Source organism: Sphingopyxis sp. LARHCG72, assembly GCF_052871675.1.
Genome location: NZ_JBIXJU010000001.1, coordinates 214,610 through 228,896, shown reverse-complemented (window position 1 = coordinate 228,896; position 14,287 = coordinate 214,610). Strand labels below are relative to the sequence as shown.

Sequence of the window (14,287 nt, the reverse complement as noted above, 5' to 3'; positions counted from 1 at the left end):
GAATGCAGGGCAATTTTCCGATTTCCAATCATATTATGCATGGTATAATGTGCACAATATACCATGCATATGACACCGATATACAGCAAACTGCTATATTATAATGTGAAATTCTTGCACTTCCTGCCCGGATCGCCCGGCTCCATATATGTTCTGCATGGCATTTCATGCGGCCGTTGGAGGCAAAAATGACAAGCGGTGATGTCGGCAATGAAAAGTTGCGCTGGATCCTGTGGGCCGGCTGGCACGGAAAATGCCCCGAATGCGGCAAGGGGCATATGTTCCGGTCGTGGCTCAAGCTCGCCGATCGCTGCGAGAATTGCGGGCTCGACTTCAGCTTTGCGGCGCCCGACGACGGCCCCGCCTTTTTCTCGCAATGCATCGTCGCGTTTCCGCTGACCTTCGTCATCGTCTGGTTGCAGATCGCCTACAGCCCGCCGCTGTGGATCCATCTGGTCTTCTCGATCCCCATCATGGTCATCGGCTGCGTACTGCCGCTGCGACCGATCAAGGGCTGGCTGGTCGCCTCGCAATATGTGAACAAAGCGCAGGAATCGGGGACCGAGCATCTGTGGGCGAAACTGAATGCGCGCGAAAGGCACGAAGCGGACAAACGGCGTGGCGAGTGACGCATGGGCGCCCGACATTACCGGCGCCGCGGGTCCCAAATACAAGGCGGTGACTGCGGCGATCTCGGCGGCGGTCGCGCGCGGCGAATTGCGGCACGGCGACCGCTTGCCGCCGCAGCGCGACCTCGCCGCACGGCTCGGCATCGACCTCACCACCGTGACCAAGGCGTATGACCTCGCGCGCCAGCGCGGCCTCATCGTCGCGCGCGGCCGCGCCGGCAGCTTCATCAGCGACGACGCGCGAACGGGCGAGGTTGCGACCGCCGCGCAGAGCGACATCGCGATGAACAGCCCGCCGATCGCAGCCGAAAGCCAGCTAGTCGAGGCGATGACCGCCGCGCTCACGACATTGGCGCGCGGCGACGGCCTCGCGCGACTCCACTATCAACGGCCGGGCGGCAGCGCCGCCGATCGCGAGACCGGCGCCGCGCTCCTGGCACGCACAGGCCTTGAATCCGATGTCGAGCAGATCATCGTCGGCGCGGGCGCCCAAAACGGGCTGCACGCGATCGCGTCGACGATCCTGAAGCCCTGCGACCGCGTCGCGTGCGGGCTCTATGTCTATCCGGGCTTTCGCGCGATCGCGCGCCGGATCGGCGTCACGCTGGTCCCGCTCGCGGCGATGACCGCCAACGCGCTGGAGGCGGTGCACGCCGACGCGCCGCTGCGCGCTCTGTATGTCGTCCCGACCAACGACAACCCGACCGCCGCGACGATCGCGACCGGCGAGCGCAAGGCCATCGCGGCATGGGCACGGGATGCCGGCGTCCAGATCATCGAAGACGACGCCTACGGCCTGCTGCCCGACGCGCCCCTCCCCGCGATCGCGAGCTTCGCACCCGAAATCAGCTGGCATGTCGCGAGCATGGCCAAGATCGTCTCGCCCGCGCTGCGCGTCGCCTTTGTCCGTGCGCCGGGCGTCGCACAGGCCATGCAGCTCGCCTCGTTCCAGCACGAGAGCGCGGTGATGGCGCCGCCGCTCAACGCCGCAATGATCTCTTTATGGCTGGCCGACGGACGCTTCGACGCGCTGGTCGGCGCGGTCCGCAAGGAAGCGGCGTGGCGGCAAAGGCTGGCGCACACGGTGCTCGGCGAGACGCGCCACGCCGCGCACCCGCAAGGCTATCACCTCTGGCTGCCGCTTGCCGAAGACAGCCACCCCGACACGCTCGCCGCCGCGCTCGCACTCGACGGGTTGTCGGCGGTGCCGTCGGACCGCTTCGCGGCGGCACCCGGAGCGCCGAAAGCGATGCGCATTTCGCTCGGCGGGACGATCGACCGCCGCACCCTGTCCCGCGCGCTGCACCGCCTCGCCGCGCATCTCTGGTCGCCCGAAGGCGCAGCGAGCGATATCGTCTGACGCACTATTTCCCTGGATGCAGGCGCATCGCCGCGCCGCCGCCGGGGGCCAGCCACAATTTGTAGCTATCGCCCTTCTTCACCCGGATCGTCTCATAGGCGATCCGGTGCCGTGCGTCGGTCAGATAGGTGGCGCCCTCGCCGTCCTTCCAGATCGTCGCAGTGTAATTCTTGCCGGCGTCGAGGAAGTCGAAGCGCAGCGTTAGCGTTCGCGCGGCGCCGTCGTTGACCCCGCCGACATACCAATCGGCACTGGCGCGGTCCTTGCGCGCGAAGATCGCATAATCGCCGACCGCACCCGCGATCAGCCGGCTTTCGGCCCAGTCGGTCGGTACCTGTCCGATGAAGGCGAGTTCGCGCGGATACTTCGCCAGATTCTCGATCCGGTCGGCCGCCATCTGCACCGGCGAATAGATGGCGAGATAGAGGCCCAGCTGCTTCGCGAGCGTCGAGGCCATCGGCACCTCGTTCGACCCCGCGAGGCTCAGCACGCCAGGCGTATAGTCCATCGGCCCCGACAGCATCCGCGTATAGACGAGCGTCGGTTCATGATCGGGGCCGCCGTTCGCGAAGGCGCTCCAGCTGTTATATTCCATGCCGCGCGCGCCTTCGCGCGTGATCCAGTTGGGATAGGTGCGGCGGAGGCCCGTGTCCTTGACGGGTTCGTGCGCATTGATCGTGATGCGATATTTCGCCGCGGTATCGACGACGCGCTGGTGGTGGCGCACCTGCCACTGACCGTCGTGCCATTCCCTGCGCGTCGTGCCCGGCGTATCGCCCGGCGCAATTATGCCGCCCGCATCGGCGACATAGCCCGTCTTCACCGACGCCACGCCGAGCCGGCCATAGAGCTTCATCGCGTCGTCGAGCTGCGCCTCGTAATTGGCGACATGACCGTTGGTTTCATGATGGCCGATCAGCGTCACGCCCTTCTTGCGCGCATAGTCGGTGACCGCCTTCAAATCGAAATCCGCCGCGGGCTTGGTGAAGTTGAACAGTCCGCCGTTCCAGCCGGTGTTCCACCCTTCGACGAGCACGCCGCCGAAACCATGTTTCGCGGCGAAATCGATATATTGCTTCGCACGTGCCGTCGTCGCGCCATGGTTCGCCCCCTCGCCCCAGCTCCACGGCCCGCGGATCATGCCCCACCAGATGCCGATATATTTCATCGGCTTCACCCAGCTCACATCGCCGAGCTTGTTGGGCTCGTTGAGGTTGAGTTCGAGATCGCTTGCCACCAGCCCCGCCGCGTCGTCGGCGATGCGGATCGTGCGCCACGGGGTCGCGAACGGCAGATCGCGCACGACGCGCGGCCCGTCCGACGAGGGCGACAACGTCGCGCGGAACTTCCGCCCCTCGGCACGCTTCAGCCACATCGCCGAATAATCGACGAGCGCGGCCTCGTGAAACGCGAGGTGCGTGCCGTCGTCGAGCCGCATCGTGATCGGCGTGTGCGCGGTCGCCACACCGTCGATCGGCGTCTTCTGATAAATCTGCTCGTAGCGGTTCCATTCGCCGCCGGTGATCCACCAGGCGGTGCCGGGCGAAGCGATATCGAATTCGGTGACCTCGTCGGCGATGCGGGCGGTCTTCATCGTCGGCTGTTCGGGCAGTTCGTAGCGAAAGCCGATGCCGTCGTCGAACAGACGGAAACGCACGTGCATCACATGCCCGCCGCGGCTCTCATGCTGGCGAAAGCGGACAAGCAGTTCGTTATGATGGTCGCGGACGAAGCGGCGCTCGCCCCACGGCAATTCCCATGTCGCATCGCCCTGACCGCGTTCGGCGCCGTCGATTCGGAAACCACGCTGGAGCGCGGGGCCGTCCGCGAGTAGGAAGCCGAGGCTCGATGGCGCGATGAGCAGCTTGCCCTTGCGCGACAGTGACCAGATCGGCCGCTCGTCATTATCGGTCGAAACGGTGAGGACGACCCGGCCATCGGGCGACGCTGCGGTCTCCGACGGGCGTGCCTGCTGCGCCGCGACCGGGACCGCGGCAAGCAGCGCAAAAACGGCCAACAGGCTCCGCATGACTTCCTTCCTTCGTGGATCAACCGGGACAGGCATCTATCCCGGTTAATCCGCGACTTGGCAAATCATGCAGACGTATGGATCAGCTCGACCAGCCGCCCGCAAGCGCGCGGAACAAGGCGATCTGACGGCGCGAAACCTGGCCGTCCTGCGCCGCGAGCACGGCTTCGGTCTCGGCGAAGGTGCGTTCGGCGTCGAGCCATTCGAGCGAGTCCGACGCACCCTCCTGCCGCTTGGCGCGCACAATCCGTGCGGCGCGTTCGGCTTGATCGCGCGCAGCGCGCAGCGCCTGACGCTGTTCCAGCGAGCGCGCGTAAGAGGACAGCGCGGTTTCGGTTTCCTCGAGCGCGCGCAGCACCGTACCGTCGAATTCGGCGAGCGATGCCTGCGTGTCGGCCTCGGCCGCCGCGATTCGCGCCCGCGCGGGTTCCTGATTGGGGAAGGCCCAGTTCAGGAGTGGCCCGAGCAGCCAACGGATCGGACCGCCGCCGAATATGTCGCCGAAGCCCGATCCGGTCGAGCCGGCAGACCCGCCCAGCGTGATGCGCGGATAAAGGTCCGCCGTCGCGACGCCGATACGCGCCGTATCGGCGGCGAGACGGCGCTCGGCGGCGCGAATGTCGGGACGGCGCTTCAGCAGCGCCGCCCCATCACCGACCGGGATGGGATCGGTGATCTCGAGGCTGATGTTGCGGTCCGCCGCGATCGCGGGGAGCGCAGCGGGTGCACGACCGGTCAGGGTCGCGAGGCGGAACAAGGCCGCCTGCCGCTCGGCCTCGATGGAGGGAATGTCGGCTGCGCGCTGGTCCCGCAGCGTCGTGATGCGTGCGAGGTCGAGCCCCGTCGCCATGCCGACCTCCTTGCGCCGCTGGGTCAGCTTCACCTGCTGACCCAGCAGGTCGACGATCCGCCGCGCAACGTCGAGCCGCGCGGCGCCGGAGGCAGCGTCGGCATAGGCCTGCGTAGTGTCGGCGGCGACGATGACGCGGACCGCATCGGCATTGGCTTCGGCCGCGGCGGCATCGCCCCGCGCGGCCTCGATCGAACGGCTGACGCGGCCGAACAGGTCCACCTCGTACGAGACGTTGATCCCGACATCGACGGCCCAGTCCTCGCGATCAGCCCCCGGCACGCGCTGGCCTTCGGGGCTGCGGCCGTAATTGGCACCCGCGCCGATCTCGCCCTGCGGCAGCCGGTCGGCGCGCGCGCCGCGCAACGACGCGCGGGCACGAGCGATATTCGCTACCGCGACGCGAACGTCGGTATTGGCGGCAAGCGCATCGGCGACGAGCCCGTCCAGAACAGGATCGTCATAGAGCCGCCACCAGTCGCCCGCGACGGGCGCGAGCGTCACCGCGGGGCTGTTCGCCGAGACGAACGGCGCTGTGGCGGCGGGCGCTGAGGCCGATTGCGGGGCCTTATAGTCGGGGCCGACCGCGCAGGCGGCGAGCGCGAGCGCCGAAGCGGCGGTGAGGATGTTGCGAAGGATCATGATCTGGCTCCTTATTCCGCCGGCACCGGCAATGCGGTCCCGTGGTCGTCCGACCCGCGCCGTGCGCGCCGCTCGGCCGACCATTGGCTGAGCGCGCGCGCGACGACGTAGAAGGTCGGGGTGAAGATGAGGCCGAACGCCGTCACGCCGAGCATGCCGAAGAAGACCGCGGTGCCGAGCGCCTGGCGCAGTTCCGCCCCTGCCCCGCTCGCGATCAGGAGCGGCACTGCGCCCAGGATGAAGGCGAAGCTGGTCATCAGGATCGGACGCAGACGGTCGCGCGCTGCGCGCACCGCCGCCTCGACCGGTGACAGCCCGTCCTGTTCCTCCGCCTGCTTGGCGAATTCGACGATTAGGATCGCATTCTTCGCCGCAAGCGCGATGAGCACGACGAGCCCGATCTGCGTCAGCACATTATTGTCCATGCCGCGCAAATTGACCCCGACCATCGCCGCGAGCAGACACATCGGGACGATGAAGATGATCGCCAGCGGCAGCATCAAGCTTTCATATTGCGCCGCGAGCACGAGGAAGACGAAGACCACCGCGAGCGCGAAGACGATGCCCGCGGTGTTCGCCGCCGCCTTTTGCTGGAAGGCGATGCCCGTCCATTCGGTTCCGTAACCCGCGGGCAGCGAATCCGACGCGAGCTTTTCCATCGTCGTCAGCGACGCGCCCGACGACGAACCCGGCGCCGTGTCGCCGTCGATCTCGACCGCGGGGAACAGATTGTAGCGCGTGACGCGGTACGGCCCGGTGCGGTCCTCGAAATTCGCGACCGAGCCGATCGGCACCATCGCGCCCGAATCGGATCGCGTGCGCAGGTTCGCGATATCGGCGACGGTCTGGCGATAGGGCGCGTCGGCCTGTGCGGTGACGCGATAGGTGCGGCCGAGCAGGTTGAAGTCGTTCACGAACGCCGAGCCCAGATAGACCTGCAACGCCTCGAACACCCGCTCGGGCGGAACGCCGAGCGCATTCGCCTTCGCCCGGTCGATGTCCGCAAAAACTCGCGGGTTCGTCGGATCGAAAAAGGTGAAGACGTTCGCGAGCCCGGGGGTTTCGTTCGCCTTGCCGATCAGCTTGTTCGTATCATTCGCGAGCGCCGCATAGCCATGGCCGCCGCGATCCTGCACGACCATCCGGTAACCCCCGGCCGAACCGATCCCCTGGATCAGCGGCGGCGGAATGATCACGATCTGCGCGTCGGTGATGTCGGCGGTCCGCTTGTGCGCCTCGGCCATGATGTCCTCGAACGTCACGCCGAGCTTCTTCCGTTCCTCAAAGGATTTGAGCGGAAAATAGGCGGCGGCCGAGTTCGGCGCGAGCGTCTGCGACGGGCCGTCGAAACCCGCGAGCATCACCGAGCCGAGGACACCCTCGACCGGCAGCACGCGCGCGGCGACCTTTTTGAGCACCGCATCGGTGCGCTCGACAGAAGCCCCGGAGGGCAGCTTGGCGACGACGAGGAAATAGCCCTGATCCTGTGCCGGGATGAAGCCGGTGGGCGTCGCCCAGAACAGACCCGCGGTCGCGGCAATCAGCCCCGCATAGGTGACCATCATCTTTTTCGGCGCGCGCACCAGCCGGTCGGTGAGACGCGCATAGCCGTCGCTCATCCGTTCAAAGCCGCGGTTGAACGCATCGCCCGCGCGGCGGACATATTGCATGCCCTTGCCCTCGTTCGCCGGCGCCGAATGGCCGCGCAACAGGATCGCCGCGAGCGCGGGCGAGAGGGTGAGCGAGAGGACGAGCGAGATGATCGTCGCGGTCGAGATCGTCACCGCAAACTGCTGGTAGAAGGCGCCCGACAGGCCGGTGAGGAACAGGGTCGGCACGAACACCGCGCAAAGCACGAGCACGATCGCGACGAGCGCTCCCGACACCTCGTCCATCGAGGTGCGTGCGGCTTCGAGTGCGGACATCCCCTTTTCGAGGTTGCGCTCGACATTTTCCACGACGACGATCGCGTCGTCGACGACGATGCCGATCGCCAGCACCAGCCCGAACAGCGACAGGTTGTTGAGGCTGTAGCCGAACCCGGCAAGCACGACGAAAGTACCGATCAGCGAGACCGGGATCGCGAGCACCGGGATGATCGCCGCGCGCCATTTCTGCAGGAACACGAGAATGACGATCACGACGAGGATGACGGCTTCAAGCAGTGTGTCCATCACCGCGTCGATCGACTGGGCGATGAATTCGGTGGGGTTGTAGATGACCCGATATTCGAGCCCCTTGGGAAAGCTTTTTGATGCCGCCGCCATTTCGGCCTCGACCGCCTGCGCAGCGGCAAGCGCATTCGATCCGGGACGCTGGAAGGTCGCCAGGATGACCGTCGGGTCGCCCGACAGATAGGTGTTCGAATTATAGTCCGATGCGCCGAGTTCGACGCGCGCGACGTCCGACACGCGGACCTGCCGCCCGTCGGCATCGCTGCGGATGACGATATTGGCGAAATCTTTGGGGTCGGTCAGGCGGCCCTGCGTTTCGACATTGAGCTGGAAGCTGCTGCCATTCGCGTAAGGCGGCTGGCCGAGCGATCCCGCCGCGACCTGCACATTTTCGCGGCGCAGCGCGGTGACGATCTCGCCCGCGGTCAGGTCGAGCGCGGCGGCGCGGCCGGGATCGATCCACACGCGCATCGCATAATCGCGGTTGCCGAACAGCCGCACGTCGCCGACGCCGTCGATACGGGACAGGCGGTCGCGGAGCTGGGTCAGCGCATAGTTGGAGATATAGGCGCGATCGAGCGACTTGTCGGGCGAAACGAGGTTTACGATCAGCAGGAAGTCGGGCGACGTCTTGCGCGTCACGACGCCGAGGCGCTGGACCGTTTCGGGGAGGCGCGGCGTCGCGATCGCGACGCGGTTCTGCACCAGCACCTGCGCGGCATCGAGGTCGGTGCCGATCTTGAAGGTCGCGGTGATCGTGACGACGCCGTCACCGGTCGACTGGCTGCTCATATAGAGCATATTGTCGACCCCGTTGATTTCCTGCTCGATCGGCGCCGCGACCGTTTCGGCAACGGTTTCGGCCGATGCGCCCGGATAGGTTGCGGTCACCGTCACCGTCGGCGGGACGATGTCGGGATATTGCGAGACGGGCAGGCCGATATAGGCGACCGCACCGACGATGGTGATGATGACGGCGAGCACGGCGGCGAAGATCGGCCGGTCGATGAAAAAGCGGGATAGGCGCATGGGAGAGCCCCTGTCTTGAAAACGGTCTGGACCAACCCCTCTCCGTCAGGGGAGGGACAGCGAGCCCCGGGGATCCGGGGCGCAGCGGGGTGGGGCTGTCGGCCGTAGGGGACACCGCAGCACCCACCCCAGCCCTTCCCTGAACGGGAGGGGCCTAACTCAACTCACTTCGCGAAGGTCGCCTGCGCCGACACCGGTTCGGCCGCGGCGGCCGTGCCCTGCTTCGGCGCCACCACGGCGATCCTGCCGGGCTTGGTCACCGCCTTTTCGCCGGGACGCGCGAACTGGTATCCGGCGATCACGACACGGTCGGTCGGCGTCAGGCCCGCACGGATAACGCTGAGCCCGTCGACTTCGGGGCCGAGTTCGACGGGCTTCGCCGCGACCATGCCGTCCTTGCCGACGACATAGACGATCTTGCGCGCCTGATCGGTCTGGACCGCTGCGGCAGGGACCAGCAGCGCGCGGGTCGTCTGGCCCGTCGACAGGCGCATGTTGCCGAACATGCCGGGGGTCAGGAACATTTCGGGGTTGGCGAAGCGGCCGCGGGCGCGGATCGTGCCCGAACGCGGATCGAGGCCATTATCGGTGAAGTCGAGCTGGCCCTTCCAACGATAATCGCCTTCGTCCTGCAGACGAACTTCGATCGCCGCGGCTTTGTCGCCGCCCTCGCGCTTGGTCTTGAGGAACAAAGCTTCGGAGCCCTGGAAGGTGAAATAGATCGGATCGAGCGCATTGATCGTCGTGAGCAAGGTGCCGCCGGCATCGCCCGCCGACACGAGGTTGCCCGCATCGATCTGGCGGTCCGAAATGCGGCCGCTCAGCGGCGCCCGGACGGTCGTGAACTCGACGTCGAGTGCACGCGCCGCGATGCGGGCGTCGGCGCCGGCGAGCGCCGCCGAAGCAGCATTGACGCGGGCGCGCAGCCGGTCGATCTCGCTCTGCGACACCGCCTCGACATCGACGAGACGCCCGGCGCGTTCGAGTTCGAGCCGCGCGAGCGCGAGGTCGCTGCGCGCGCTCGCCGCTGACGCGCGCGCTTCGGCGAGCGCGGCGCGATAGGGACGGGGGTCGATGGTGAAGAGCGGCTGACCCTGGCGTACGATCTGGCCGTCGGTGAAGTGGATCGCGGTGATCGCGCCCGAGACGCGCGGACGCACCTCGACCGCCTTCGACGCTTCGAAGCGGCCGATATAATCGTCCCACAGCGTCACATCGCGCGCGATCGGCGCCGCGACGGTGAGCACCGGCGCGGGCGCGGCGGCGGCCGGGGGCGGGCCATCGCGCAGCAGCCACCAGGCGCCGACGACGAGTATGAGGAAAGCCCCGATCCACGCAGCGCGGCGGCCGCGGCCGGGATGGAGCAATGTCTTGAGTTCGCGGCGGACCTTCGCGTCGGCGGGGTCGAGCTTTTCGATCGGGGTGTGGACGGTCATCGGATGCCCTCTTCTCTTTATTCGGTTCGGCCGCGCGCGGGGCGCAGCGGGTCTCGGCCCCGAAAGCGCGTGCCTTCGGTCCAGTCTCGAAACAGTCCTTATTGCTGGACGGCCCTCTTCGAAGAGGACGACCGCCCCTCCGGTCACCCGCATCGAAAATGCGCGCGCCGGCTCCCTGTTATGCCTTGCGGGCGAGCGCCAACGAGCGCCCGACCGGAACAGGACCCGCTCCCGGGAAAATAATCGGTGATGAAGGTTCCGACCGCCGCATGATTCGTGTCATGCAGCGGCCGGTCTCGGGGGAGAGCCTATCTTTGTATACTGGGTGGTATATAAGTCATGCTGCGCTGCGTCAACCGCATTCTGTACCGGGCAGTAAAAATTTTTCTACTAGCGCCCCGGCCACAGCTTCAGGCTGGTTTCGACGAGCCGTTCGAGCTCGGCGCGCGTCGCCCCCGCGCCCGCCTGCACCGACATGCCCTGGTTCACTGCGGTCAGGAAAGCGGCAAGGCCTTCGGCGTCGGTGTCGGGCGGAAAATCGCCCTCTTCCTTGGCGCGCGCGAAGCGTTCGAGCATCGCCCGCTTCGCCGCCGCGCCGCGTTCGAGCACGGCCTGGCGAATACATTCGGCCTCGGCCCCGCACGCAACCGACGTGATGACACCCAGACATCCGTTCGGATTCTCGGGGCAAGTGTACATGTCGAGCGCGCCATACATCAGCCGTTCGGCGACGCCGCGCGCGGTCGGCGCGTCGAGCGCCGCGTGCATATAGTCGGCCTTTTCGCGCTCATAGAGATCGAGCGCCTTGTTGAAGAGCGCCTCCTTGTTGCCGAAAGCGGCGTACAGGCTGGGCTTGGTGATCCCCATCGCCTCGGTCAGGTCGGCCATCGAGGCGCCTTCATAACCCTTCGACCAGAAGACGCGCAGCGCCGCTGCCAAGGCCGCATCGACGCAAAATTCGCGCGGGCGGCCCTTGTGCGACGGGGCGACGGGGGCGGTTTCGATTTCCATAACGGCTGGTATATAAGTGGTCGATTGCAACTTGTCCAGTGGCGCGCCGGTCAGGGTCAGGACCTAAGCGAGCCGCGTGTCGATCGGCAGCCCGCCCTTCAGCGTGAGCGTGACCGGCGTGCGCTCGGCGATGTCGGCCATCCGCGCCTTTTGCTCGTCATCGAGCCCGACGATCGTCAGGACCCGGTCGATCCTGAGCCCGTCCTGATTTTGGAGCCGTAAGCCGACCTCGACCGATTCCATCGGCCATTCCTTGCGATCGGCATACATGCGCAGCGTGATCGCGGTGCAGGCACCGAGCCCGGCGAGCAGGAAATCATAGGGCGCAGGCCCGAGATTCTGCCCACCCAGCCCCGGCCCCTCGTCGCCGACCAGGTCATGGCCGCTCACATTGATTTCGGTGCGATAATGATCGTTGCCGATGCGGGCCGTACCATGAGCCATATTGCGTGTCCTTTCCGATGGGCGGATCGCGCCAATATTCCGGGCCGCTGCCGAAACGGCAAGTGGAAACCCGGCCCGTCAGGCTGTCGTCAAGAAACGACGCTAGGACATCCATGGCGTCGGCTTGAACAGGGGGAGGGAGTGTGGAGGCCCGAGCCGGAATCGAACCGGCGTGCGCGGATTTGCAGTCCGCTGCGTCACCACTCCGCCATCGGGCCTCATGCCGAACGCCGGGCCGCATATGCGGGCCGGCCGGGTGTGGAACGGCGCCGCTAGTGAGGGGGTTTCGCCGCCTTGTCAAGGATTCGCCGGAACGGCGCCGCGATGGGCGCCGCACCACGCGATGCGGGGTTGGCGCCACCCACGTTGACAGCTATGCGCGGCGGCGATGCGGCTGCGGGGCTGTATTACTATTGCAATACAGCATTGCTTCGGCTAGAGCTGCTCCGCAAAGGTTCATGCCCAGAGAATCGGAAAAGGCTGATGGCGACGAAGTTTAGCGAAATCACGGCGGCGGAGATGCGCTCCGCCATGATCGACAGCCAGCTCAGGACCAACGACGTCATCGATCCGGCCGTGGTCGGCGCGATGGGCGCGGTCGCGCGCGAGGCGCATGTCCCCGCCGCGCTGGCTAGCGTCGCCTATATGGATCGCGCGATCGCGCTCGGCGAGGGCCGCGCGCTCAACGCGCCGCTCGTCACCGGCCGGATGCTTGTCGCCGCGGCGGTCCGCCCCGGCCAGCGCGTGCTGCTGGTCGGCAGCGCGACGGGCTATACCGCCGCGCTGCTCGCACAGCTCGGAGCCGAGGTCACCGCGGTCGAGGAAGCAAGCGAGCTGATGGCCGCAGCGCAGGCCGCGACCACCCACGACACGATCCGCTGGGTCGAAGGCCCGCTGAACGCCGGCGCGCCCGACGCCGCACCGTTCGACCGCATCATCATCGAGGGCGCAATCGAAACGCTGCCCGACACGCTCGTCGCGCAATTGGCCGAAGGCGGCCGACTGGTCACGGCGCGGCGCGACGGCGCGGTCACCCGGCTGGTCGAAGGCGTGAAGACGGGCGGCACCGTGGCATTGCGCAGCTTTGCCGACATGGACGTCGCCCCCCTGCCCGGCTTTGCCGCCCCGGCGGGTTTCCGGTTCTGAAGGCCCCATCCCTCCTTGTTTCAGGCTGACACCACGATGATCGATACCGATAAGAAACAGACTCTTCGTCGTGCCCGCTGGCTTGCCGGTCTCGCGGCCGGTGCCCTGATGCTGCCTGGCGCGGCGCAGGCCGAAACATTGCAGGACGCGCTGGCCAAGGCGTATGAAAATAATCCGACGCTGACCGCCGCGCGCGCCGGACAGCGCGCGAACGATGAAAATGTCCCGATCCAGAAGGCATCGGGACTGCCGTCGGTCGGCGTCAGCGTCGACTTCCAGGAAAATCTGGTCGTCCCCGGCAACAGCTTTTTCACGCCCGGCCGCTCGCTGTCGACCGGGGCGCAGCTTTCGGTGCCCATCTATCAGGGCGGCGCGGTGCGCAACGCCGTCAAAGCGGCAAAATTCCGCGTCGAGGCCGGACAGGCCGACCTCCGCGCCACCGAAGCGAGCGTCTTTTCGCAGGTCGTCGGCGCCTATATGGACGTCATCCGCGACATCGCGATTGTCCAGCTCAACCAGAAGAATGTGTCGGTCCTGCGCACCAACCTGCAGGCGACGAGCGATCGTTTCGAGATCGGCGACCTGACGCGCACCGACGTCGCCCAGTCGGAAGCCCGGCTCGCGCTGGCCGAAGGCGATTTGCGCACCGCCGAATCGAACCTGATCCGCAGCCGCGAATCCTATATCCGGCTCGTCGGAGACGCCCCCGTGGACCTGCAACCGCCGCCGGTCCTGCCGAACCTGCCCGCGACGGGCGAAGAGGCGGTGGCGATCGCGCTCAACAACAATCCCGATATCGAGGCCGCGAACCAGCGCCTCAGCGCCTCGCGCGCCGATATCGGCGCCGCGCAGGCGACGCGCGCGCCCAAAGTGTCGGCGACGGTCACCGGCGGCTATAACAACAATCTGAATTCGATCCCCGCGGGCAATACGACGTCCGAGAATACGACGACGAGCACCATCGCCGGCGTGTCGATGACGCTCCCGATCTTCCAGGGCGGCCGCGCCTCGGCGCGCGTACGCCAGGCACAGGCGCAGACGAGCCAGGCGATCGAAAATTATGTCGCGATCGAACGCGATGTGATCGCGCAGACGCGCGGTGCCTATGCCGCATGGCAGGCGAACGAACGCATCATCGCCGCGACGCAGCAGGCGGTGAGCGCGAACGGCCTGTCGCTCGAAGGCGTGCGCGCCGAAAACAGCGTCGGCACCCGCTCGATCCTCGACATTTTGAACGCCGAACAGGAATATCTGAACACGCAGGTCCAGCTCGTGTCGGCACGGCGCAACAGCTATGTCGCAGCCTTTTCGGTCCTCGCCGCGATGGGCAAGGCCGAAGCGCGCGACCTCGGCATCGAGGGCGGCGCGCTGTACGACCCCGAGGTCAATTATCGCCGCGTGAAGGGCGAAATCTGGGATTGGGCCGACGATCCGGCGCCGCAGCAGGTGGCGACCGATACGAAGGCCGTTCCCGCCGCCACCGCCAGCGTCCCCGCCTATGTCGAGGTCGGGCCGAAACAATAAGGCTTGGCAAAGC

At 66.7% G+C, this 14,287-nt stretch carries 10 protein-coding genes and 1 tRNA gene; 4 read left to right on the top strand and 7 right to left on the bottom strand.

Annotated elements, in window-relative coordinates:
- The first annotated feature begins 188 nt into the window (after nucleotides 1-188).
- Nucleotides 189-629 (top strand): DUF983 domain-containing protein, encoded by a 441-nt coding sequence (locus ACIPPQ_RS01130; RefSeq protein ID WP_446542390.1) that lies wholly within the window; start codon nucleotides 189-191, stop codon nucleotides 627-629.
- Entirely contained in the window at nucleotides 619-1,989 is a 1,371-nt protein-coding gene (locus ACIPPQ_RS01125) for an aminotransferase-like domain-containing protein (protein ID WP_446542389.1), read from the top strand. Before ACIPPQ_RS01130 ends, ACIPPQ_RS01125 begins: the two co-directional genes overlap by 11 nt.
- Before the next feature lie 4 nt (nucleotides 1,990-1,993).
- On the opposite strand, the gene ACIPPQ_RS01120 is transcribed toward ACIPPQ_RS01125, so the two are convergent.
- The 7 genes from ACIPPQ_RS01120 to ACIPPQ_RS01090 all read right to left on the bottom strand — a co-directional run bounded on the left by ACIPPQ_RS01120 (nucleotide 1,994) and on the right by ACIPPQ_RS01090 (nucleotide 11,822).
- The gene (locus ACIPPQ_RS01120) at nucleotides 1,994-4,018 is read right to left on the bottom strand and encodes a glycoside hydrolase family 97 protein (RefSeq protein ID WP_446542388.1); all 2,025 of its coding nucleotides are present in this window, start codon (nucleotides 4,016-4,018) and stop codon (nucleotides 1,994-1,996) included.
- A gap of 82 nt (nucleotides 4,019-4,100) precedes the next feature.
- Nucleotides 4,101-5,510 carry an efflux transporter outer membrane subunit gene (locus ACIPPQ_RS01115; RefSeq protein ID WP_446542387.1) on the bottom strand — a complete coding sequence of 470 codons (1,410 nt, stop codon included), beginning with the start codon at nucleotides 5,508-5,510 and terminating at the stop codon, nucleotides 4,101-4,103.
- Between the two features lie 11 nt (nucleotides 5,511-5,521).
- On the bottom strand, nucleotides 5,522-8,713 hold the full coding sequence (locus ACIPPQ_RS01110) for an efflux RND transporter permease subunit (RefSeq protein WP_446542386.1): 3,192 nt from the start codon (nucleotides 8,711-8,713) through the stop codon (nucleotides 5,522-5,524).
- Between the two features lie 164 nt (nucleotides 8,714-8,877).
- A complete protein-coding gene (locus ACIPPQ_RS01105) occupies nucleotides 8,878-10,149 on the bottom strand; it encodes an efflux RND transporter periplasmic adaptor subunit (RefSeq protein ID WP_446542385.1) in 1,272 nt (423 codons plus the stop codon).
- A gap of 390 nt (nucleotides 10,150-10,539) precedes the next feature.
- On the bottom strand, nucleotides 10,540-11,160 hold the full coding sequence (locus ACIPPQ_RS01100) for a TetR/AcrR family transcriptional regulator (RefSeq protein ID WP_327451904.1): 621 nt from the start codon (nucleotides 11,158-11,160) through the stop codon (nucleotides 10,540-10,542).
- A 63-nt stretch (nucleotides 11,161-11,223) separates the two neighbouring features.
- Nucleotides 11,224-11,604, bottom strand: a complete 381-nt coding sequence (locus ACIPPQ_RS01095) for an OsmC family protein (RefSeq protein ID WP_446542384.1) — start codon at nucleotides 11,602-11,604, stop codon at nucleotides 11,224-11,226.
- Between the two features lie 144 nt (nucleotides 11,605-11,748).
- A tRNA-Cys gene (locus tag ACIPPQ_RS01090) sits at nucleotides 11,749-11,822 on the bottom strand.
- A 265-nt stretch (nucleotides 11,823-12,087) separates the two neighbouring features.
- On the opposite strand from ACIPPQ_RS01090, the gene ACIPPQ_RS01085 reads away from it, so the two are divergent.
- The gene (locus ACIPPQ_RS01085) at nucleotides 12,088-12,750 is read left to right on the top strand and encodes a protein-L-isoaspartate O-methyltransferase family protein (protein WP_446542383.1); all 663 of its coding nucleotides are present in this window, start codon (nucleotides 12,088-12,090) and stop codon (nucleotides 12,748-12,750) included.
- Nucleotides 12,751-12,786: 36 nt separating this feature from the next.
- Nucleotides 12,787-14,274, top strand: a complete 1,488-nt coding sequence (locus ACIPPQ_RS01080; RefSeq protein ID WP_446542382.1) for a TolC family outer membrane protein — start codon at nucleotides 12,787-12,789, stop codon at nucleotides 14,272-14,274.
- The last annotated feature ends 13 nt before the right edge of the window (nucleotides 14,275-14,287 follow it).

Excerpts from the sequence above, each read along its gene's own strand:
- ACIPPQ_RS01130 (WP_446542390.1), top strand. The coding sequence starts at position 189 with ATGACAAGCGGTGATGTCGGCAATGAAAAGTTGCGCTGGATCCTGTGG.
- ACIPPQ_RS01120 (WP_446542388.1), bottom strand. The coding sequence starts at position 4,018 with ATGCGGAGCCTGTTGGCCGTTTTTGCGCTGCTTGCCGCGGTCCCGGTC.
- ACIPPQ_RS01115 (WP_446542387.1), bottom strand. The coding sequence starts at position 5,510 with ATGATCCTTCGCAACATCCTCACCGCCGCTTCGGCGCTCGCGCTCGCC.
- ACIPPQ_RS01110 (WP_446542386.1), bottom strand. The coding sequence starts at position 8,713 with ATGCGCCTATCCCGCTTTTTCATCGACCGGCCGATCTTCGCCGCCGTG.
- ACIPPQ_RS01105 (WP_446542385.1), bottom strand. The coding sequence starts at position 10,149 with ATGACCGTCCACACCCCGATCGAAAAGCTCGACCCCGCCGACGCGAAG.
- ACIPPQ_RS01100 (WP_327451904.1), bottom strand. The coding sequence starts at position 11,160 with ATGGAAATCGAAACCGCCCCCGTCGCCCCGTCGCACAAGGGCCGCCCG.
- ACIPPQ_RS01095 (WP_446542384.1), bottom strand. The coding sequence starts at position 11,604 with ATGGCTCATGGTACGGCCCGCATCGGCAACGATCATTATCGCACCGAA.
- ACIPPQ_RS01085 (WP_446542383.1), top strand. The coding sequence starts at position 12,088 with ATGGCGACGAAGTTTAGCGAAATCACGGCGGCGGAGATGCGCTCCGCC.
- ACIPPQ_RS01080 (WP_446542382.1), top strand. The coding sequence starts at position 12,787 with ATGATCGATACCGATAAGAAACAGACTCTTCGTCGTGCCCGCTGGCTT.